18 protein-coding genes are annotated in these 21866 nt (G+C 65.4%); 5 read left to right on the top strand and 13 right to left on the bottom strand.

All coding sequences use genetic code 11. The annotated features are described in order from the left end of the window. Positions 1-19: 19 nt before the first annotated feature. Positions 20-850 carry an SDR family oxidoreductase gene (locus ACT3S2_RS07245; protein ID WP_444561455.1) on the bottom strand — a complete coding sequence of 277 codons (831 nt, stop codon included), beginning with the start codon at positions 848-850 and terminating at the stop codon, positions 20-22. Positions 851-944: 94 nt separating this feature from the next. On the opposite strand from ACT3S2_RS07245, the gene ACT3S2_RS07240 reads away from it, so the two are divergent. After that, positions 945-1529 carry a TetR/AcrR family transcriptional regulator gene (locus tag ACT3S2_RS07240; RefSeq protein WP_444554104.1) on the top strand — a complete coding sequence of 195 codons (585 nt, stop codon included), beginning with the start codon at positions 945-947 and terminating at the stop codon, positions 1527-1529. Here ACT3S2_RS07240 and ACT3S2_RS07235 read toward each other — a convergent pair. From ACT3S2_RS07235 to ACT3S2_RS07210, 6 genes are all read right to left on the bottom strand, one after another. After that, the gene (locus ACT3S2_RS07235; RefSeq protein ID WP_444554105.1) at positions 1526-2569 is read right to left on the bottom strand and encodes a LacI family DNA-binding transcriptional regulator; all 1044 of its coding nucleotides are present in this window, start codon (positions 2567-2569) and stop codon (positions 1526-1528) included. The genes ACT3S2_RS07240 and ACT3S2_RS07235 overlap by 4 nt on opposite strands. 21 nt (positions 2570-2590) lie before the next feature. Beyond that, positions 2591-4126 (bottom strand): arylsulfatase, encoded by a 1536-nt coding sequence (locus ACT3S2_RS07230; protein WP_444554106.1) that lies wholly within the window; start codon positions 4124-4126, stop codon positions 2591-2593. Continuing rightward, entirely contained in the window at positions 4113-5969 is a 1857-nt protein-coding gene (locus ACT3S2_RS07225) for a glycoside hydrolase family 35 protein (protein WP_444554107.1), read from the bottom strand. The genes ACT3S2_RS07230 and ACT3S2_RS07225 overlap by 14 nt, the downstream gene beginning before the upstream one ends. A gap of 61 nt (positions 5970-6030) precedes the next feature. Then, the gene (locus tag ACT3S2_RS07220) at positions 6031-6963 is read right to left on the bottom strand and encodes a carbohydrate ABC transporter permease (RefSeq protein ID WP_443383057.1); all 933 of its coding nucleotides are present in this window, start codon (positions 6961-6963) and stop codon (positions 6031-6033) included. Between the two features lie 7 nt (positions 6964-6970). Further along, positions 6971-7942 carry a carbohydrate ABC transporter permease gene (locus tag ACT3S2_RS07215; protein ID WP_443383055.1) on the bottom strand — a complete coding sequence of 324 codons (972 nt, stop codon included), beginning with the start codon at positions 7940-7942 and terminating at the stop codon, positions 6971-6973. Further along, positions 7943-9253: an ABC transporter substrate-binding protein gene (locus ACT3S2_RS07210; RefSeq protein WP_443383052.1), complete on the bottom strand. Its 1311-nt coding sequence runs from the start codon at positions 9251-9253 to the stop codon at positions 7943-7945. A 585-nt stretch (positions 9254-9838) separates the two neighbouring features. On the opposite strand from ACT3S2_RS07210, the gene ACT3S2_RS07205 reads away from it, so the two are divergent. Then, a complete protein-coding gene (locus ACT3S2_RS07205; protein WP_444554108.1) occupies positions 9839-12727 on the top strand; it encodes an exo-alpha-sialidase in 2889 nt (962 codons plus the stop codon). Between the two features lie 60 nt (positions 12728-12787). Here ACT3S2_RS07205 and lhgO read toward each other — a convergent pair whose 3' ends face one another. The 5 genes from lhgO to ACT3S2_RS07180 all read right to left on the bottom strand — a co-directional run bounded on the left by lhgO (position 12788) and on the right by ACT3S2_RS07180 (position 19583). Beyond that, positions 12788-13993, bottom strand: coding sequence for an L-2-hydroxyglutarate oxidase (gene lhgO, locus ACT3S2_RS07200; RefSeq protein ID WP_444554109.1), 1206 nt, complete (start codon positions 13991-13993; stop codon positions 12788-12790). 190 nt (positions 13994-14183) lie between these two features. After that, positions 14184-15875: a dipeptide ABC transporter ATP-binding protein gene (locus ACT3S2_RS07195; protein WP_444554110.1), complete on the bottom strand. Its 1692-nt coding sequence runs from the start codon at positions 15873-15875 to the stop codon at positions 14184-14186. 11 nt (positions 15876-15886) lie between these two features. Then, positions 15887-16879 carry an ABC transporter permease gene (locus ACT3S2_RS07190; protein WP_443383041.1) on the bottom strand — a complete coding sequence of 331 codons (993 nt, stop codon included), beginning with the start codon at positions 16877-16879 and terminating at the stop codon, positions 15887-15889. Beyond that, a complete protein-coding gene (locus tag ACT3S2_RS07185; RefSeq protein WP_443383038.1) occupies positions 16872-17798 on the bottom strand; it encodes an ABC transporter permease in 927 nt (308 codons plus the stop codon). The genes ACT3S2_RS07190 and ACT3S2_RS07185 overlap by 8 nt, the downstream gene beginning before the upstream one ends. 147 nt (positions 17799-17945) lie before the next feature. Then, positions 17946-19583, bottom strand: a complete 1638-nt coding sequence (locus tag ACT3S2_RS07180) for a peptide ABC transporter substrate-binding protein (RefSeq protein WP_443383035.1) — start codon at positions 19581-19583, stop codon at positions 17946-17948. Between the two features lie 289 nt (positions 19584-19872). Between ACT3S2_RS07180 and ACT3S2_RS07175 the strand changes: the two genes are divergently transcribed. Further along, on the top strand, positions 19873-20325 hold the full coding sequence (locus ACT3S2_RS07175) for a hypothetical protein (protein ID WP_443383032.1): 453 nt from the start codon (positions 19873-19875) through the stop codon (positions 20323-20325). Between the two features lie 13 nt (positions 20326-20338). Here ACT3S2_RS07175 and ACT3S2_RS07170 read toward each other — a convergent pair whose 3' ends face one another. Continuing rightward, positions 20339-20518, bottom strand: a complete 180-nt coding sequence (locus ACT3S2_RS07170; RefSeq protein ID WP_443383029.1) for a hypothetical protein — start codon at positions 20516-20518, stop codon at positions 20339-20341. Between the two features lie 44 nt (positions 20519-20562). On the opposite strand from ACT3S2_RS07170, the gene ACT3S2_RS07165 reads away from it, so the two are divergent. Further along, the gene (locus ACT3S2_RS07165) at positions 20563-20703 is read left to right on the top strand and encodes a hypothetical protein (RefSeq protein WP_443383026.1); all 141 of its coding nucleotides are present in this window, start codon (positions 20563-20565) and stop codon (positions 20701-20703) included. A 280-nt stretch (positions 20704-20983) separates the two neighbouring features. Then, positions 20984-21730, top strand: coding sequence for a relaxase/mobilization nuclease domain-containing protein (locus ACT3S2_RS07160; protein ID WP_444554112.1), 747 nt, complete (start codon positions 20984-20986; stop codon positions 21728-21730). The last annotated feature ends 136 nt before the right edge of the window (positions 21731-21866 follow it).

Genomic DNA, 21866 nt, shown 5'->3' with positions numbered 1-21866 from the left:
CTGCAGCCGCGCCGGGATCTCAGCTCTGCGCTGAGTCCGTCGAAGCTGCCTCCCGTTTCCCGCCCGAGCGTCCGACGAAGGCGTCCATGGTGTTGTTCACCCCCAGCAGGTTGGCCACCTTGTCGAAGAGCGGCACCGGCAGGATACGCAGCGGAGACAGGGCATGGACGGCGCGGGGCATGACGAGCTTCTGCTTGCCCGCCTCGATGGCGTCGAGCATCCGGGTCACCACGTAGTCGGGTTTCAGGATCGGCAGGATCAGCGGGAACCTGGTCTTCACGCCCTCGAACATGCCGGTGGAAATGTAGTAGGGGCAGACCACCAGGGAGTTGACCCCGGTGCCGTCCTTGGCCAGTTCGACACGCAACGATTCGGCGAATCCGAAGGCCGCGAACTTGCTGGCCGAATAGTCGGTCTGCTTCGCCACCCCCACCATTCCCGCGGCGCTGGAGACCGTGACGATACTGCCGTGCCGGCGTTCGATCATTCCGCCCAGGAAGGCCCGGGTGACCCAGTACAAGGCCATCACGTTGACCTGGATCGTGGCCTCCAAGGCCTCCTCGGAGGCGTCGAGCAGCCGTTTGCCGCTGACGACGCCGGCATTATTGACCACGACGTCGACCTCGCCGGTCTGCTCCGCCGTGGCCCGGACGGCGGCCCGGTCGGTCACGTCCACCGCGAAGGCCTCGGCGTCGGCCCCCAGCGCCCGCACCTCGTCACGGACTGTCCGTCCGGAGGCTTCCGACAGGTCCCAGATGACGATGCGGGCTCCGCGTCGGGCGGCCCCCAGTGCCAACAGCCGGCCGATGCCGCTGCCTCCACCGGTGATCAGGACGGTCTCATTCTTCAAGGGGTGGCGCATGGTGCTCCGGTTCCGTGGGCGTCAACGATCATCACCCCACATTGAACCATCGTTCGATGGATGACAAGGCTAGGCTTGCTCCATGGGGGGAATCAAGAAGCCCGAGGGCGAACGACGCAAGGACATCATGGACGCCGCCGCAAAGGTGGCACTGGACGGCGGGATCGAGTCGGTGACCTCCCGCAGCGTGGCTGCCGAAGCGGGGCTGTCGATCGGCCTGGTCTACTTCTATTACGAGTCCAAGGAAGGTCTCCTGCACGCGCTGTTGACCCACCTGCTGGAGACCATCCTGGGTGGTCCCCCGCCCGGTTTCGGCGAGGATCTCTCCCCCCGGGCCGCCCTGATTTCGATGGTGGCCCAGCAGATCCATGCCCTGCCCGCCCGGCGCGGTGAAGTCGACCTGATCTTCCAGTTCTATTTCCTGCGTCACCACGACGAATACCGCGCGCCCATCAACGCCGCACTGGACCGCTACGCGGCCACCCTGGAGCCGGTCACCGAGCGGCTGGTCGAAGGCACCGGCATGTCAGGCCCCGCGTTGCGTTCCACCCTGGCCTCACTCATCTACGGAGCGGCCGTGAACGTGGCCCGCCAGCCGGAGGAATTCAGCCCCGAGCTGCTGTTGCAGGTCGTCTCCACCCTGGTCCCCGAACACCGGGGGCACTAGCTGCCCGGCGGCGGGGCCGTACTGGAGCGGATGATCAGTTCCGGGGCCACCCGTTCGGAGGAATGGTCCGGTTCCGGGTGGGTCATCTGCCGGATCAGATGGGCCACCGCCTGCCTCCCGGTCTGCTCGAACGACTGCCTGATCGTGGTCAACGGCGGCTGGCTGTAGGCGGCCAGGGCGATGTCGTCGATTCCCACCACCGACACATCCTCGGGCACCCGCCGGCCGAGCTCATGCAAGGCACGCAGTGTCCCGAAGGCCATTTCGTCGCTGGCGACCAGCACTGCGGTCACCTCGGGCATCCGCCCCAGGAACTGGCCATTGCGGTACCCCGACTCCGGCGTCCAGTCACCGTGGAGTTCGGGCGGCACCTCGCAGCCGGCTTCCTGCAACGTCTCCCTCCAGCCGGCGACCCTTGTCGCCGAATCCGACCATTGATCGGGTCCGGCGATATGCCAGACCGTCCGGTGCCCCAGTTCGAGCAGGTGGCGGGTGGCCAGCCGGGCCGCTTCGGCCTGGTCCACGGCTACGACATCGGCGGCAGAGGTCCGCGAACCGTCCACGGTGACCGTGGGAACCCGGCGGGTGATCCGTTCCAGGGGTTCGTCGACGTCGATCAACGGCACCGCGATGATCAGCCCATCGACCCCCTGGTCCACGAGCCGGGTGACGGCCTGGCCGATGGCGGAGGAAGCCAACGAGTCGGTGGTGGTGTTGTTGACGAGGTAGCCGTGGGCGCGGGCCTCCTTCTCGATGCCCAGGGACAGCGAAGCCCGGGAATAGAAGTCCGTGGCCAGGGTGAGCACCCCCAACGTCTTGCTTTGACCGGTGACCAGGGCCCTGGCGGTGTAGTTGCGCCGATACCCCATCTCCTCGACCACCGTCATGACCCGGTTCCGGGTCGCCGGCTGCACATGCGGGTGCCCGCTGAGCACCCGCGACACGGTCTGCGCCGAGACCCCGGCCGCCTGGGCCACATCGCGCATGGACGGGGCACGCCCCACCGGCATGGTCATGCCTCCACGTCCCCTCGTCATCATCCGGTCTCCTTGGGTTCCAGCCTAGGCCCGGGCAGCTTCATCGGCGGGGAGCGCAACGTTCGCGGCCGCCGCGGCCACCCGCTGGCGGGTCTGACGCAGGACGGTCACCGGTTCGGCGCCCACCACCAGCTCCCCGGCCTTGACGAATCCCTCTTCCCGGTCCTCCAACGCCGAGATCAGCCGCCCCCGGCACCGCCGTTCGTCGTCCAGGACCGCCGGTTCGCCGATGAGGTTGTGGAATTCACCCGGGTCGGCGTCGAGGTCGAAGAGCTGTTCGGCGCCGCTGCCCGAGGCCCAGATGTATTTGAACCGCCCGTCGGTGATCCATTGGATCGACTGGCCGAAATAGGTGTGCTCGCCGTGCAGGTGCGTCCTGGCCGGGACCGGGCCTCCGGCCAGGTGCCCGGCCAGCGAGAGACCATCCACCGTGGCGGGGATCTCGACCCCGGCCAGGTCCAGCAGGGTGGGCATGAGGTCACGCAGTTCCACGACGTCGTCCACGGTGGAACCGTTCGAGGCGGCCGGGCTGCGGGGGTCGTGGATGATCAGCGGCACCCGGGCGGAGCCCTCGTAGGGCACGGCCTTGCGGAACATCTGGTGGTCCCCCATCATCTCGCCGTGGTCGGAGGTGAAGGCAATGACCGTGTTCTCGTCCAGTCCGAAGTCGGCCAGGGATTCGACGATGCGGTTGAGCTGTAGATCGAGCTGGGTCATCAACCCGTAATACCCCATGCGGGCCCGGCGGACGACGGCGGGAGGAAGCTTCGCGACGGCCGCCTGGTAGTCCCCATCCCGGCGGTGCTCCTGCCAATCGGAGATCCAGTCCCCCACAGGCAGTTCGTCCTCGGGCACGCAGGAGTACTGGTCCATCGCCCAGGCCGGTGGATCGTAGGGCGGATGGGGCCGATGGAAGGAGAGGTAGAGGAAGAACGGGCGGGTGGGGTCCCGGCGGTACATCCAGTCGATCGCCTCGGTGGCCAGCCAGTTGGTCGGATGCACCCGTTCGGGTTTGTCCCAAGGGCGGGCGGCCACCGAATTGCAGTTCACCCCGGAATCGAAGTATTCCTCGTCGACGGCGATGCCGGGCTGGCGGCGCAGCCACGGGACGTAGTCGTCGAAGAAGCGGAAGTCCTGCCGATGCTCCCCGCGGGCATGGTGGAGGTACCCGTCGTGCAGTACGACGTCGTCGAAGCCCACCCGGGCGCGTTCGGGGTAGACATGCATCTTTCCGATGGCCTGGGTGTGGTAGCCGGCGCGGGAGAATTCCCCCGCGAGGGTGACCGGGTGGGCCGCGGCAAACGGAACACCTTCCTCGTAGCCGACCCGGCCGTGGCGTTCCTGTGACTGGCCGGTGAACAAGGCGGCGCGCGCTGGAACGCACGTGGGCGTCGCCGAGTAGGCCTTCGTGAAGCGGGTGCCGCGTCGGGCCAGTTCATCCAGGTGCGGGGTCTGGACCTGCGGGTGGCCCGCGATCGACAGGCAGTCCCCCCGCCACTGGTCGGCGCAGATGAGGATGACGTTCGGCCGTTCCGCGGTGCCCGCATTAGAAGGTTTCAATGAAGACCTCCGGGGGACCGAGTTCTGGTTCCTGCACGATCCGGACCTGGTCGCCCAGGCCTTCCAGCTCGAGGACGGTCAGGGTGTTGGCCCCTGGAACCAACAAGGGCGCCGGCAGGTACAGCGTGGTCTGCGGTCCACGGTTCCAGTAGCGCCCGAGCAGGAAACCGTTGACCCAGAGGAATCCCTTCACCGAACCGGGTAGGGACACGAAGGCATCCGCTGTGTCGTCGACCATCAGGGTCGCCTCCGCCAGGCCGGTTTTTCGGTTCTGCACAGTTTCCCCGGGGGTGGTCCGGGCCGTCGCCAACAGTTCGGCAGGCCCCGGTTCAGTCAGGGCCACGTGGCGGTGGTTCCAGCCGCTGACCAGTCGTCGCCCGATGAGGACCCCGCCGGTGATGCCCTTGGACTCCCCCAGCCGGGGGCCGTAGTTGATGCGCCCCTGGTTCTCCACGACGATCTCCAGCTCCACCCGCTCCCCCGCACCGGTGAGTTCGATGACCGCCTGCGGGTCGTTGCGTTGAAGCACCCCGACCAGGGTCCCGTTGACATGGACCTGGGCCCGGTCGCGCAGCCCCAGGATGCTGATGGTCGTCGGGCCCTTCGGCAGGATCGGCCGGGCACTGTAGAGCACCAGTCCGGCATCGGCGTCGAGCTCTTCGAAGGTCAACGGGTGGGCCGAGGCGACCGGGGTTCCCGCCCCGCGCAGCACCGGAAGCAGACCTGCCCTGCCCTCCAGGGGCAGGCTCGTCGCCGGCAGGGTGGCCGGAGCGGCCAACAGTCCGGCGGGGACCGGTTCGGCTCCGGGGCCGAGCAGGACCTCGCGCATGGCATGGAACTTCGCGGTCAGCTCCCCGTTTTCGGCCACGGGGGCGTCCGAGTCGTAGCTGGTGATGGTCGGTTGGTACTGGCCCTCGTCGAAGTTCGCCCCCGAGGTGAGACCGAAGTTGGTTCCGCCATGGGCCATGTACAGGCTCACCGATCCGTCGGCTTCCACGATCTCGCGGATGATCCCGGCCGCGTCGCCGGGTTCGCGCACATGGTGCTTTTCGCCCCAGTGGTCGAACCAGCCGTTCCAGAATTCGGCGCACATGAAGGGATCCCCGGGGCGGCGTCCGCGCATCAACGCGGCGCTTTCGGCCACCCTGCTACCGAAGGTCGCCGTCGCGAACGTCCCCTCGAGGGTGCCGCCGTCGAGCATCAACTCGGTGGGCCCGTCGGCGGTGTAGAGCAGTTCGGTGACCCCGCGGGCCAGCAGTGCCTCGCGCAGCCAGGCCATGTATTCGGCGTCGTCGCCGTAGCTGCCGTATTCGTTTTCGACCTGCACGGCGACGATCGGCCCCCCGGTCCCCGACTGCCGGGACACCAGTTGGGGCATGACCAGGTCCAGCCAGCCGGCGACATCGCGGGTGAAGTCATCGCTGAGGCAGCGCAGGCGTCCCCTCCTGCCGTGGGTCACCCAGACGGGGAAGCCGCCGTTGTCCCATTCGGCGCAGATGTAGGGGCCCGGCCGGACGATGACGTCCAGGCCCAGCTCCCCGGCCAGATCGATGAACCGTCCCACATCCCGCCAGCCGGTGAAATCGACCCGGCCCTTGACCGCCTCGTGGAAGTTCCAGGGGATGTAGGTGTCTACGGTGTTCAGCCCCATCGCCGCCAAGCGGGCCAGCCGGTCCCTCCACTGGTCGGGGTGGACCCGGAAGTAGTGGAGGGACCCGGAGAGGATCCGGTGGGGTTCGCCGAAACGGAGGAACCCCCCGTCGTGGATCGACAGCGCCGCCGGGGTCGGCGACGAGGCCTCCGTGTCCAGCGGCGCGGCGTGGGGGCGCGCTTCCTGCAGCATTCCTACTCACTTTCCATGGGGGTTGCATTCCGGTGGCCGTCCGGAAGGGTGGGTGGCCTCGTTATTTACTGGCGCCGAGCGTCATGCCCTCGATGATCCGGCGGCCCAGCCAGATGTAGAGCAGGATCATCGGCAGCACCAGCACCAGCACCCCGGCAAAGAGTCCGCCGTAGTCGGCTCCGTTGGTCTGTTGCCGGGCGATGAAGTTCAGCAACGCCACCGGAAGGACCTGCTTATCCGTGTCCTGGATCAGCACCAGGGCCAGGAACGTCTCGTTCCAGATGTTGATGGCGTTCAGCGTCAGCAAGGTGATGATGCCGGACCGGGCCAGGGGCATCATGATCTGCCAGAACGTCCGCAGCGAGGAGCTGCCATCCAGGGCCGCCGCCTCTTCGAGATCGTTGGGCAGGCTGCGCATGAACCCGGTCAGCAGGATCACCGTGAAGGGGATGTTGGCCCCCAGCAAGGCCAGGAAGAGCCCCCACAACGAGTTGATCAGATGCAGTTGTTCCAGCATGACGTACAGCGGGATGATGATCACCTGCACCGGCACGCCGATGCCGATGGCGAAGAGGGCGAAGATCGTCCCGGAGACCTTGCGGGTGCTGCGGGCCAGGACGTAGGCGGCCGGAGCGGCCAGCAGCATCAGGGTGATCGACCCGCCGACGGTCATCAGGGCGGTGTTGAACGCGGCAATGCCGAATTCGCCCTCGAATAATGCGGTGGCGAAGTTCTCGAAGGCCGGCGGGATCGGTAGCCCCCACGGTGTTTCGAAGATCGCCCGGTGGGTCCGCAGCGAGGTCAGCAACACCCACAGCAGGGTGCCGACGTTGAAGGCGGCCAGGATCCAGACCAGCACGATGCCGACGCTGCGGACCTTTCCGGTCGCGCCGATCCTGGCGGTGGAGCCTGTCTTGCGCGGCGGTGGCGGCGGGGTGTTCTCGGGATGTTCCTGATGGGCCGGGGTGGCCCGGTCGGAAAGCAGGGTAGCCATGGATTCCTCAGTACTCGATCGGTTCGCGGCGGGTGGCCCGCTGGAGCGCGAAGACGAAGACCATCACGGCCAGCACCGTGACCACTGCGGCTGCGGAGGCGTAGCCGAATTCAAAGGCCGGTGTCCGGCCCCCGAAGGTCTTCCCGTAGATGAACAGGGCGCTGTTCCACACGTTGGTCGGTGGCATATCCGCCGAGGTGCCTCCGAAGGCATAGATGAACTCGAAGATCTTCAGTGAACCGATTGTCCACAACACCGCTGCGGCGGTGACGACATCCCAGGTCAGCGGCAGGGTGACATAGCGGAACCGTTGCCAGGCCGTGGCACCGGCGAGGGCGCATTCCTCATAAAGATAGATGGGGATCTGGTCCACTGCTGCCATGAGGATGGTGACGTAGAGGCCGAGGTTGATCCAGATCAGCCCCACCACGATGATCAGGAACAGATGGTCACCCAGCCAGTTCGGTCCCTCGGGGATCCCCACACCGCGGAATGCGGATTCGAGTAGTCCGTTGGACTGGAAGATGAAGCCCCAGAGGATGGAGAGCACCACCGGGGAAATGATCACCGGGAAGAAGACGACGTTGCGGATGAACTTCCGTCCGCGCATCTCCCGCAGCACCATGGTCAGGCCGAAGGCCACGGCGAAGACGGCGATGCCGCCGACCAGGAGGATGATCAGGGTATTGGCAAACGCCTGGTGGAAGACGCTATCGCCCAACAACCGGCTGTAGTTCTCGAAGCCGACCATGTCCGGCTCGCCCATGCCGTCCCAGCGCATGAACGAAATGACGAAGGAGGCCAGCGCCGGCCCGAGGAACAGGATCCCGTAGGCGAGCAGGGCCGGGATCAGGAACGGCCAGAAGATCCGGCGACGCCGCTTCTCCATGGGTGACTCGGAGCGGCCCGCCCGACGGCGGGCCGCTCCGTGCCGGGCGGGCCGAACGGGATGTTCGGCCGCCCGGGTGGCGAGGGCCATCTAGTTCTGGCCCTTCCAGTAGTTCGCCTGGGCCTTGGAGATCTTCTGGGCGAAGCCCTTGGCGTCGGTTCCCCCCGAAAGGTAGTCGCGGACCGGGGCGGCGAAGACCTCCGGGACGATGCCCGCGTAGTCGACGTTCACCCCGTCCAATGCCAGCACGGGGTCCTCGGCGGCGATGGAGTCACCGATGTTCTTCAGGTCCTCCGGGACCTCCACATCGTCGCGGACCGACATCGCGCTGGAGCTGGTCACGTAATCCTCCTGGTATTGCTTCTCCAGGACGAAACGGATGAAGGCCTTGGCCAGCTCCTTATGCTTTGCCCTACCCGGGACCGAATACCCGGTCAGGCCGATCTGCGCGTTTGCTTCGCCCGAGGTCCCCGCGGGGATCTCCAGTGACGCGAAGTCGAAATCCTTGCCCGCACTCTTGGCGGTTTCCTGCGGGATCCAGGACCCGTTGAGCAGGAACGTCGCCTTCCCGGTGGCCCACCGTTCCTGGATGGCCGGGAACTTCGAACCGAAACTGCCGTCGGCGAATGACTCCGGGGGGACGACGTCACGGATCTTCTCCACGGCAGCCATCACGTCGTCGTCCATCCAGGCCTCACCGGACTTGTCCTCGACCGTGGCCCGGAACTTCTCGGGACCGAGTTCACGCATCAGGATGCTGCTGGCCCAGAGGGTGGTGTAGTACGGCACGTCGCTATCCAGTGCCACCGACCCCTTGCCTTCCTTCGTGATGAGGGCACCGAGATCGTCCAGGGTCTTCGGGGCGTTGCCTTCCAGCTCGGAGTGTTCCTTGGCGTCGTACCAGATGCCGATTCCGAGCACGGAGTAAGGAATCATCCAGACTTCGCCGTCGTCGTTGGTGACCAGGTCCTCGAACCGGTCCACGCCGGCGTCGGCCAGCGAGGAGTCCTCGTTGATGCTCTTTTCGGTCATGACCGAGCTGAGGTCCTCGCCCTGGCCGTCACCGACCAATGGCGCCAAGTTGTCCAGCGCCGATTCGACGACATCGGGGGCGTTCGAGCGCATCGCCGGCGCCAGCTTCTGGGTGACCTGGCGTCCCTGCCATTCCACCTCCACCGTCGCTCCGGTTTCCTCCTCGAAGTCCTCGATCGCTGCCGAAATCGCCTTGGCCTGGGGTTCCTTCTCCTGCCAGTACGACCAATAGGTCATCGTCTTTCCGGAAAAATCGCCGTCGGCGGCGTTGGCGGCACCCGACGACTCGGCATCTCCTCCGCATCCGGTCAGCGCCAAGGCGCCCGTCACGGCAATGGCGGTGAGGGCGCCGGCCCTCGAAGTGTGCATGGAACGCATCGTCTCTCCCGACTTCTCCAATGTGGTGATCCACGGATGTTATGGATCACTTACCTATGTTTACCCATGAAGAGTGTGAGCGCAAGCACATTCCCGAAAAGACCAAAACTGTGCGCCTCGAAATGAGGGCAAACCACAAAAGGGACGAAAACTTCTTTGATTTCATGCGCTTCCACGAACACATAGGGCGCGGGAAGGCCCCTGGGGCCATCATGGCCAATCCACGCACAGGTCCCTGATGACCCGAATTTGAGATCAGAATACGAAATGTTATCTGTATCAGCAATAAATACTTCGCCACGAGTTCACCGCACGGAAAGCCAGACAGGATTCGACGCCGTACCGGGATCGTGTCGACAAGGGGGCGCGCCGACCACTCCCGGAGAGTCAAACCTCGCTTGCCCAAAAGTCACACAGCCTTCCCCTTCTGGCCCAATCCAGAAATCTGTGATCCAGTTCATACAGTACATCGGACATCCCACCTCCCATCTATTCCATTTGCTTCGTTCGAAAGGTCTCTGCATGCACCACGCCCCAGCGGTTCCCCCTACCCGTCGTCGACGGTCGGCACCATGGATGGGACGAGTTCGCCACCTCCTCATCACCGGTGCAGCATTGGGGCTGGTGCTTCCGGTCGCCATCGCCGTCCCTGCCACGGGCGACACCACCACCCCGGGGGGCGATCCGTCAGCTGCCCCCGGGGTATTCAATGAGCAGAACCTCGCAGCCGACCGGACAGCAGAGGATTTCTTCTACCGGATCACCGCTCTGACGCATGTTCGTGACGGAGTATTGCTGGCTGCGTGGGATGCCCGACCGGACAGCGCAGCCGATGCACCCAACCCGAATTCAATCGTCATGCGGCGCAGTACCGACAACGGCAAGACGTGGGATTCCATGTCGACGATTGCCGCAGGCCATCCCGGTGATGCGACCGGGAAGAAATACGGATACAGCGACCCCAGCTTCGTCACCGACCACGAAGCCGGCAAGGTCTTCGCCTTCTTCGTGTATTCCAAGGATCAAGGTTTCCACGGCAGTGCATTCGGCAACGATGATGACGACCGCCAGGTCATCAGTGCTGCCGTTGCAGAGTCCACGGACGAGGGCAGGACGTGGTCCGAACCGCGGCTGATCACCGACGTGGCGAAGCCCGGAGCTTCGAAGACCCCATCCCCCGGCGATGTCCGCAGCATGTTCGCCAGTTCCGGAGAAGGAATCCAGCTACGCCATGGTGAACACCGTGGACGGCTCATCCAGCAGTTCGCCGGCGACGTCCAGCAATCAGACGGCACCCGCGCCATGCAGGCCTATTCGGTCTACTCCGACGACCACGGAGCGACTTGGCACCGCGGTGAACTCGTCGGCACCGGGATGGACGAGAACAAGGTCGTCGAGCTCTCCGACGGCCGTGTCATGCTCAACTCCCGCGATTCGAACGGAGGCGGATTCCGGAAGGTCACCATCTCCGAGGACGGCGGCGAAACCTACGGACAAGTCACCGCCGACCGACAGCTACCGGATCCCACTAACAACGCGGAGCTGACCAGCATGTTCCCGAATGCCGCCGAGGGTAGCGACGACGCCCGGAAACTGCTCTACACGGGGGCCAACTCACAGACTGAACGCGAAAACGTTTCGGCCAGGGTTTCCTGTGACGACGGGGCCACCTGGCCTGGTCTGCGGACCATTCGGTCCGGCACCTCCGCTTACTCGTCCACCACAGCCCTGGACAGCGGGATCTTCGGTACCTTCTACGAAGCCGGTTACACCAATGACCTGCGTTTCTCCGCCTACGACCAGGACTGGCTGAATGTCGTGTGCGCACCGCTTGAGGCCGAACCCCTGGAGATCGACCCGGATGAAACCGCCAACGTTCCGGTGACTGTGACGAACCAGGAAGCAACCCGACTGCCAGCAGGCCAACTGACCATCTCCGGCCCCGCCGGCTGGACGGCCAAGACCGTCGAGGTCCCCGCCGTCGCTTCCGGCAAGAGCACCATGGTCGAGGTTCCCGTGACCTCCCCCGCCACGGCCAACGGCCCCGTCCAGCTCCAGAGCGTCTTCACCGCCGCCGACGGGAGGGAATCCCAAGGTCCGGTCACGGCAGAAGTCGAGGGCAAGACCATCGTGGGTATCTCCGTCGAGGGCGAACAGACCGACTCGAACCGGGATGTCGACGCCGATCCGTATGCGGCCCGGGACCAGGTCCCCTACAGCTTCGTGGTGTCCCATACCGGAAATGTCACGCAATGGGTGGTGCCCACGGACGGAAACTTCGCCCCGTTCGCGGCCCAGCCCGTCGGGGACCCCAGCCCGGCAGGCAACTGCCGTTATGGTTCCCTCGCCGTGGGCACTTCCTACAACTGCACGTCTCCACGTCACACGGTGACCGACGACGACGTCGCGGACGGTTTCTTCGTCCCCCGAACCACCTGGACCGTCGGACAAGTCCCGGAATACACGAATATCGACCAAACCCTCGAAGTCACCGGTGAGGAAGTCGACGTTCTCCGCCGGGCACCGGAGCTTTCTGAAACCCACGACGACGGGGCTTTCATCGACGTGGACGGTGACGGGTACGCCAGCACCGGAGATACCGTCACCACGACGCTGACTCTGGAGAATACGGGCAACGTGCGGTTGACGGACGTGACCACGGGCGACCATACCGCGGCGAAGGAACTTTCCACCGGCGGAACGACGACCCATGAACTGCAGCACACGGTGTCCTCCGAAGACGTCGAGTCGGGTGCCATCGCGGCCCAGACTGTGAAATTCACTGCAGCCAATGGGTCGAAGTCGACCTCCCTGACGGCCAAGCTTGCTGCCATTTCCTTGGACGTGTCTGAAGATATCGACCCTGGAGCACCCAGCGACAACGAATCCACGGCGCCGACAGCAGCATCCCTGTCCCACGACAACGGGTGGGACACCGGCCTCCAGGATGGCGATTTTACGGTCAGCATGAACCTCTGGCACGGGTCCAATGCCAGCTTGTTCCGTCTCTACGAAGATGGCGAACTGGTTTCCGTCTCGAAGCTCAAGGCCAAAACGCCGGAAGCACAGAAGGCCTCCTTCTCTGTTGAGGGGAAAAAGAACGGCACCTACACCTACACCGGAGAGCTGGTGAATGCCGCTGGCTCGACGAAGACCGCGCCGCTGAAGGTCAGGGTCACCGACGCGGCCCCGGCGCTGCCGGTTCTCAGCCGCGACCACCAGGGAACCGGCGGGGACTACACCTTGACCGCCAACCTCTGGTGGGGCACCAATGGCGAGACCTACCGACTTCTGGAAGACGGTCGGCAGATCGCCACCGGGAAATTGGACGCCAGCAGCCCCGCAGCCCAGCAGGTCGAAGAAAAGATCTCCGGGCGGAAGTCGGGGACCTATGAGTATGTCGTCGAATTCTCCAATGCCGCCGGAACCACGGCCAGTAAACCGCTGATGGTCAAGGTCAAGTAGCTCAAGCCCACTGCGTGGTCCTCGGGTGGGGCACTCCTCCCGTGCCCCACCCGGCGTCGTTCAGCCTCCGGGGGTGATCCCCAGATGATGTTCGAGCACGTATTCGGCGATCGCCATCGCCGAGGTCGCCGCCGGGGAGGGGGCGTTGCGCAACAGCGTGACGGCTCCGACCTGGTCGACGGCGAAGTCATCGACCAACGACCCGTCCTTGTCCCAGGCCTGGGCCCGCACCCCGGCCGCCGATTTCGAGGCCAGATCCGCCGGCAGCAATTCGGGGACGAAGCGGCGGGCCTGCTGGAAATAGAGCGGTTTGACCAGGGAGGCGGAGATCTCCCGGACCCCCATCAGCCAGTGTTGCTTGGCCAGGGCCGGAGCCCCGGGCCAGCGCAGCGATTCGAGGGTGTCCCGCATCGAGACCTGCCGCCACCGGTATCCTTCCCGCGCCAGGGCGGGCACGGCATTCGGGCCGACCTGGACGTCGTCGTACACCCCGCGGGTGAAGTGGACGCCCAGGAAGGGGAAACGCGGGTCAGGAACCGGATAGATCATGCCCTTGACCAGGTCTTGGCGGCCCGGGGCCAGGGCCCGGTATTCCCCGCGGAAGGGCAGGATCCTCGGCGACGGGGAGGCCCCGACCATCCGGGCGATCACGTCGGACTGCAGACCCGCACAGACGATGAGTCGGTCGAAGACATGGGTCCCTGCCGTGGTTGAAACGCTCACTGATCCGCCGGCGGTGGACACCGCGGTGACTTCCTGACCCAGCAGGACGGCCCCACCTCCGCGACGGACGTCATCGGCCAACGCCTCGGTGATCGCCGAATAGTCCACCACCGCCGTATGCGGTGAATGCACCGCGGCGACCCCGGCGACATGGGGTTCGATCTCACGCATCGCCCCGGCATCGAGCCGCCGCACGCCGGGGACCCGGTTCTCGCGGGAGCGGCGTTCGATCTCCTCCAGCCGGGGCAGCTCGTCCTTCGTGAGGGCGACAACCAGTTTGCCGAGCTCGCGGTAGGGCAGGGAACGCTCGCGGCAGAAGTCGCGGGTCATCTCCCGGCCCCGGCCGCAAAGGGTGGCCTTGAGTGAACCGGGTGGGTAGTAGAGCCCGGCATGCACGACGCCGGAATTATGGCCCGTCTGGTGGGCCGCCAGACGTGCTTCCTTCTCGAGCACCGTCACCTCGACGTCCTCGGTGGCGGTCAGCGCCCGGGCGATGGCCACCCCCACGATGCCCCCGCCGATGATCCCGACCCGTTCAGCCATGCTGGTCCCTTTCGTCGCCGGCACCGTGCTGGCCCGTCCTGGCCCACCTGCCGTAGGTCGATTCTTGCACCGTTGCCGGAATCGGGGGCCTCCTGCGGTCCGGATTCAGTCCCCGGGTGGGCCCACCGACAGGTCGGCCCGCCACCCCCGTTAGGGATGGCGGGCCGGGAACTGTCGTTCTGCTGGCGGGTCAGGCCACCTCGGGAGGCAACATCAGACCGGCACCGGGGATGGCGTCGAGCAGCGACCGTGTGTACTGGGTCTGCGGGTTCTCGAAGACCTCGTCGGTGCTCCCGGTCTCCACCAGTTTCCCCTTCTCCATCACGCAGACATGGTCGGCGATCTGGCGGACGACGGCCAGGTCGTGGGTGATGAACAAATAGCTCAACCCCAGTTCGGACTGCAGATCCGCCAACAGGTTCAGCACCTGCGCCTGCACGAGCACGTCCAGCGCCGAGACGGCCTCGTCGCAGATCACCACTTCCGGGTCCAAAGCCAGCGCCCGGGCGATGGCCACGCGCTGACGCTGGCCGCCGGAGAGCTCGTTCGGGAAGCGCTGCATCATCGACGCCGGCAGGGCCACCTGCTCCAGCAGCGCCCGCACCTTCTGTTCGCGGACCTTGCCGTCACCGATCTTATGGACCCGCAACGGTTCCTCGATGGTGCGGAAGATGTTGTACATCGGATCCAGCGAGCCGAAGGGGTCCTGGAAGATCGGTTGGACCCGGCGCCTGAATTTGAACATCTCCTTGCGCGAGAGCGTGGTGATGTCCACGCCGTCGAACAGGATGCTGCCCTCCGACGCGTCCTCCAGCCCCAGCACCAGCCGGGCCACCGTAGATTTACCCGAACCGGATTCGCCGACGACGGCGGTCGTCGTGCCCCGTTTGATGCTCAGGGACACCTCGTCCACGGCCCGGAATTCCGTGGCCTTGCCGACGCCGCCGCGGATCTTGTAGTTCTTGACCAGGTCCCGGACCTCGATGACGTTGTCCGTGGCCACCGGCCGGTCGGCGGTCAGTTCCTCCGCGGATTCCTTCCCGCGTTCCTTGGCCGATTCGATCCGGCGCGAGGCCAGCGAGGGGGCCGAGGCCACCAGGCGCTGGGTGTAGGGGTGGCGCGGGTTGGTCATCAGTTCCACGGCGGGCCCGGCCTCGACGACCTGTCCCTTGTACATGACCACGACCTTATGGGCGCGTTCGGCCGCCAGCCCGAGGTCGTGGGTGATGAGCAGCACCGCGGTGCCCAGGTCGTCGGTCATGGTGTCCAGGTGGTCCAGGATCTGGCGTTGCACCGTGACGTCCAGGGCCGAGGTCGGTTCATCGGCGATGAGCAACCGCGGTCGGCAGGACAGCCCGATCGCGATCAGCGCGCGTTGGCGCATGCCACCGGAGAACTCGTGCGGGTACTGGTTGGCCCGCTCCTCCGCCCGCGGCAGACCGGCTTCGGAGAGGACCTTGGCCACATCCTTCTTCTGATGCGGTAGTCCATTGGCCGCCAGCGTCTCCTTGACCTGGAAGCCGATCTGCCAGACCGGGTTCAGGTTCGACATCGGGTCCTGGGGGACCATGCCGATGGAGGAACCGCGCAGCTCGACCCGACGCTTCTCCGAGGCGTTGGTGATGTCCTCACCGTCGAAGAGCAGGGTCCCGCCGGCGATACGGCCATTGGCGGGCAGCAAACCGATCGCCGCCAGGGCGGTGGTCGACTTGCCCGAGCCGGATTCCCCGACGATCGCCACGGTTTCCCCGGGCAGGATGGTCAGGTTGGCTTGACGGACCGCCTCGACCTCGCCGTTTCCCGTTTTGAAGCTGATGGCCAGATCGCGCAGTTCCAGCAGCGGACGCGGCCTCGAGGCTTCGTCAAAGGTTTCGTTGTTCATGGTTTCACCGTTCATCGTTTGCGCGCCTTCGGGTCCAGGGCGTCCTGCAGCGCGTCGCCGAGCATGATGAAGCTCAACACCGTCAACGACAGCGCCAGGGCCGGCCAGAACAAGGCCATCGGATTCGAGCGCAGCGAGCTCTTGGCCGAGAAGATGTCATTGCCCCAGGACATGACGTCCGGCGGCAACCCGATACCCAGGTAGGACAGCGTGGACTCGGCCACGATGAAGATGCCCAGGGTGATGGTCGCGATCACGATGACCGGGGCCAACGAGTTCGGGATGACGTGGCGGATCAGCGCACCGGCCCGGCTCACACCCAATGAGCGGGCCGCGATGACGAAGTCCGCGTCGCGCACCTCGATCACTGCGGCCCGGGTGATGCGGGCGATCTGCGGCCAGCCGAAGGCCGAGAGGATCAGCACGATGGTCCAGACGTTGCGGTTCTCCTGGAAGAACGGGATCTGCACCACGACGATGGCGCCCAGGATCAGCGGCAGGGCGAAGAAGATGTCGCCCAGGCGGGCCAGCACGGCGTCGACCCAGCCACCGAAGAAGCCGGAGATCGCCCCGATGGTGCCGCCGAAGATCACGATGGCGATCGTGGCGAACAACCCGATGGTCAGCGAGGACTGGGTCCCGTACATCACCCGGGCCAGGATGTCGCAGCCCTGCTGGGTGAAGCCCAGCGGGTGCCCGGGGACGGCACCGCCGTCGGAGTTGGCCAGTTGGCAGTTCGCATTGGGTTGTTCGTTGGTGAACAACCCCGGGAACAGGGCCACGAAGACCACCGAGACGATCAGGATCGCACTGATGATGAACAGTGGCTGGGTGCGCAGGTTCCGCCACGCCTCGAGCCACAGGGAGACCGGTGCCGCGTCGGAGACGGAACTGTCGGTGGCCTGCAACGGGGTTTCGTCGGGGTCGGCCACGAAGTGTTCGATCGGGTACTTGGAAATCTTGGCACCGCGGACGGTGGGACGGTTTTGGGTGTTCTCAGGCATATCGGATCCTCGGGTCCAGCCACGCGTACAGCAGGTCCACCAGCAGGTTGGCCAGGACGAAGACCACAATCAGTACGGTGACGATCGAAACGACAACGGGGGCCTCCCCGTTCAGCACGGCGCGGTACAAGGTGTTGCCCACGCCGTTGACGTTGAAGATTCCCTCGGTGACGATGGCTCCACCCATCAGGGCGCCCAGGTCGGCACCCAGGAACGTCACCACCGGAATCATGGAGTTGCGCAGCACGTGGACCGTCACCACGCGGCGACGGCTCAGCCCCTTGGCGGTGGCCGTGCGCACATAGTCGGCGCTGGCGTTCTCGATGACCGCGGTGCGGGTCAGCCGCAACACGTAGGCGAAGGACACCAGCCCCAACACGAGGGCCGGGAGGATCAGTTCGGTGAAACTCGCGTCACCGCTGACCGTCGGATTGGCCCATTCGAGTTTGACGCCCACCACGAACTGCATCAGGAAGCCCAGCACGAAGATCGGCACGGCGATGACCAGCAGCGAGAAGACCAGTACGGTCGAGTCGAAGAACTTGCCCTTCTTCAGCCCCGCGAACAGGCCGATGGCGATGCCGAAGACGGCTTCGAACGCCAATGCCATGAGGGCCAGACGAGCGGTGGTGGGGAAGACGCGGGCCAGGATGTCGGTGATCGGCTGGCCGGCGAAGTTGGTGCCCAGATCAAAGGTGAAGATGCCCTTGAGATACAGGAGGTACTGGATCCAGAAGGGCTGGTCCAGGTTGTACTGCTCGCGCAGTGAAGCTTCGACCGCAGGGGTGCAGCCCTTTTCGCCGCAGATGGCGGCGGTGGCGTCCCCGGGGAGGCTGAAGACAAGGAAGTAGATCAGCAGCGTCGCGCCCAGGAAGACCGGGATCAGCTGCAACAGTCGGCGGAGGAGGAATCTGCCCATCAGCGGTGGGCCTTTCGTGCTGAAGACGCCCGATCGGGGCGTAGGGAGTTTGACATGCTTTTTACCTTTTGGGTGAGGCAGGAATGCGGGGCCCGCCCCCGTGATACGAAAGCGGGCCCCGCGTGTGACTGAGGGGTGTGGTGTCCCCTACTTGCCGGTGATGGCGTAGTACAGCGGCACGCCGTTCCAGCCGAACTCGACGTTCTCCACGTTGTCGCTCCAGCCGCCCTGGGCCACCTGATACCACAGCGGGATGGCCGGCAGGTCATCCAGGAGCATCTCCTGGGCCTCGTTCATCGCCTTGGAACCGTCCTCGACGTTGTCGGCGGACAGGCCCTTGGTGATGGCGTCGTCGAACTTCTTGTTCTCGTAGACGGCGTCGTTGGAGCCGGCACCCGTGGTGTAGATCGGGCCCAGGAAGTTGGCCAGCGACGGGTAGTCGGCCTGCCAACCGGAGCGGATGGCACCGGTCAGCTTCTGCGCGGTCGCATCCGTGCGGACCTCCTTGAAGGTGGCGTACGGCTTGCCGGCGACCTTGATGTCGAGGTTGTTCTTGATGTTGTTCACCACGGCCTCGACCCAGGTCTTGTGGTCGCCCTTATCGGCGTTGTACGCAATGGTCAGCTTCTCCGACTTGTCGTACGGCTCGATCTTCTCGGCCTTGGCCCACAGTTCCTTGGCCTTTTCGGGATCGTAGGCCAGGTTCTCGCTGCCCGGGATCGAATCCGAGTAGCCATCGAGCACCGGTGCGGTGAATTCCTTCGCCGGGGTGCGGCCACCGTTGAAGATCACGTCGGTGATCTCCTCGCGGTTGATGGCCATGGAGATGGCCTGGCGGCGCAGCTTACCGGCTTCGCCGTCCCAGTTGTCCAGGTAGTACGGGATGGCAATCGTCTGGTTGCCGGCGTACGGGGACTCGATGGAGCGGTCGCCCAGGTCGTTCTTGAAGTTCTTGATATCCGAGGTCGGGATGGTCTTGAGGACATCCAGGTTGTCGGAGATCAGGTCCTGGTAGGCGGTGGTGTCGTTCTGGTAGATCTTGAACGTCACGCCGCCGTTCTTCGGCTTCTGCGGGCCTTCGTAGTCCTCGTTGGGGACCAGCTTGATCTGGGTCTCGTGCTCCCAGGCGCCGTCGCCGTCGAACTTATACGGGCCGTTGCCGACCGGGTTCTCGCCGTACTTCTTCGGGTCCTTCAGCGCCTCTTCCGGCATCGGGTAGAACGCGCTGTATCCCAGACGCAGCGGGAAGTCGGATTCGGGCTGCTTGAGCTTGACCGTGAAGGTGGTGTCGTCCACGACCTTCAGACCGGAGAGCTCATCGACCTTCGAGCCCTCGGCGCTGGCTTCGTCGTAGCCTTCGATGCTCTCGAAGAAGTATCCGCTGAGCTGGGCGTTCTTCGCGGCGGCACCGTAGTTCCAGGCGTCGACGAAGGACGCGGCCGTGACCGGGTCACCGTTGGTGAACTTCTGGTCGGCCTTGAGCTTGATGGTGTAGTTCTGCGAATCGTCGGTGTCGATCGACTCGGCCATCTCGTTCTGCGGCTTGCCATCGGCGTCGTAGCTGATCAAGCCGGCGAAGATGAGGTCCAAGACGGCCCCGCCGCCGACCTCATTGGTGTTCGTGGGGATCAACGGGTTCTGCGGCTCGGCGCCATCAACGACGATGACCCGGCTCGTGTCTCCTCCACCGTCGGCGGCGTTGTCTCCTCCGCCACCGCAGGCGCTCAGGCTCAACGCAACTGCTGCTGCGACGCCGAGGATTTTTGAAGTGCGCGAATAACGCATTCTTGCTCCTTGTGATGCCGGACGGCGGGGAGGATTACCCATGACACCGCTTCGGCTACTGGTCGGTATTTTCAAGCCCTCATCGTGTTGTGAAGCACTTGTTAACAAGTAGCCTAAGGCATATGGACCACTCACTGTGACCCCAATCATCGTCCCGGGTGTTTCAGCACACCCGACGGTCCCGGGCCCGCCCAGCCGCGGCGGCCCCGGGCCCGACGGCTGACAGAGTGGTCGCGGCCCCGTAGGCTCGGATCCACCGGCGTCCCGGCCGCCGGGGAAAGGATCCGTCATGACCGAGAACCACAGCACCGAGGATCGAGACCGCCCCGCACCGGAACACCGGGTCCCCGAGGGAGTCGACGACGCGACCGTGGAGGCGCTGGGCAAGCTCTCCGAGGCGCTGGAAATGGTCGAGGACGCCCGCGGAAGCCTCTACAACTTCCACCGCAAGACCGGAGGTGCCGATCTGGCCCTCGGGGAGGCGGTGGAGATGCTCCGTTCCGCCGGCCACGGGGCCGTGGCCGCCCGCCTGGAGGAGGAACTGGTGGGGCGCAACGTCGTCGAGGGACGCTGGACGTTCCAGATCATCGAGGACTACGACGACGGCTACTACACCGAATTCCGCCGCCAGGAAGCTGCGGCCCGCCACGAACTCGCCGAGGGCAAAAGGCATCTGCACGAGGCCAGGATGAAGGAGGAGCGCCGGACCCACGGCAAACGCCATCACGAGGCCCGGCCCTGAGTAGTCCGGCGACTCAGCTCCTGCCGCGGGCCGGCCGCCTGCTGACCAGCCCCACTTGGGGCACCGCCCCGTCGGACCGGATCACATCGGCGAAAACTGCGTGCGCCGAACGGTTGGCGGGGGCGGTGGCCGACTCCACGCCCTCGGGCCCCACGGGCAGGAGCACGAAGAAGCCGGGCACCCAATCCAGCATGCGGGGGAAGTCCTCCGAACCAACCGACTGACGGGGATCCGAAGATGGCTCTCGGGACCGAACAGCTCCTCGATGACGCCATGCACGGCAGCGGTCTCGGTCAGGTCGTTGACGTTGACCGGGTGCTGCGGGCTGTACTCCACCGCCACATCCACGCCATAGGCCTCGGCAACACCGTGGAGTAACCGGGGCACTGCGGCGCGGAGTCTGTCGTTGGCCCGGACCGAATATGAACCGACGATGGCTTCGAAGCGGGCCCACTCCAAGATGACGTTGCTCCCGGTGCCGTCGCGGGGATGACGGCAAGGAGGTTGCGCGGTTGCGTGCTGACCTGGGCCGGATGGGGTCGAACTTGAACCAGCCGACGCGCGCGGTGAATTCCGGCCAGGTTCTTGCCCATGGTGAGCTGCTGGAGACGGTGGAGGCCACGCGCCAGGAGTTGGCCCGTCTGCGGGGTGAGCTGGCGTGATCGCGAAGATCACCCGGGGCAAGAACCCCGGGGACATCGGGGCCTACCTGCATGGTCCGGGGAAGGCGAACGAGCACGTCCATCCGGCCAACGGGAAGCTGGTTCCTGGCGGGGTGGTGATCGCCTCGAACATCGGCGTGGAAGGACACCTGGACCCGTCCCAGTGGGCCGGCGAGCTGCGCAAGGCCATGCATAGCCGGCCGGAGATCAGGAACCCGGTCTGGCATGCCTCGCTACGCAACACCGCGACGGATCCGATCCTGACAGATGATGCGTGGGCGGATATGGGCCAGTCCTTCGCCGAGGACATGGGCTTTGCCGATCATCCCTGGGTGATGGTCCGCCACGGTTCTGACCATGTGCATGTGGTGGTCTCCCGGGTAAGCGACCTGGGAGAGGTCTGGCATGGGAGAAACGACCGGCGTGCCGCACAGAGTGCCTGCACCCGCCTAGAACAAGAGCACGGCCTGGAGCAGGCACCCAGGCGTCGTGTGCAGGCCAAGGTTTCGGTGGGGGCCGAGCGTGAGGAGTTCAAGGGCAAAGCCCGGACGGTGGAGGCAGGTCGGGCGGTGCAGGAACGGGAGCGGCTCCAGATGGCGAAGGCCATGGCGGAGAGCCGCCGGCTACAGAAAGCGAATTCCCCCCACCCATTCAGCCCCAGAGCCCCGGAAAGCACGCCGGTCGCCAGACCCCGCAGTGCCGCGCAACGCCAGTACGGCCACGATAAAGGAATTGGGCGTTAATCGTTCAAAGGGAAGACCGGCAGCATCTCCAAAGAGACTCCTAGGTTTCTAATCCATCCCTTTCCTTGACGCGACGGGGGGAAGCTGCGATGAGGGTTATGAGTGATGTTTTAGCAAATGCGGTGATTTTCCATAG

The organism is Arthrobacter sp. AOP36-A1-22, from assembly GCF_052377615.1.
Taxonomy (GTDB): domain Bacteria; phylum Actinomycetota; class Actinomycetes; order Actinomycetales; family Micrococcaceae; genus Arthrobacter_H.
The sequence above is the reverse complement of the archived record's forward strand: the minus strand, read 5'-3'. Positions and strand labels throughout refer to the sequence as shown.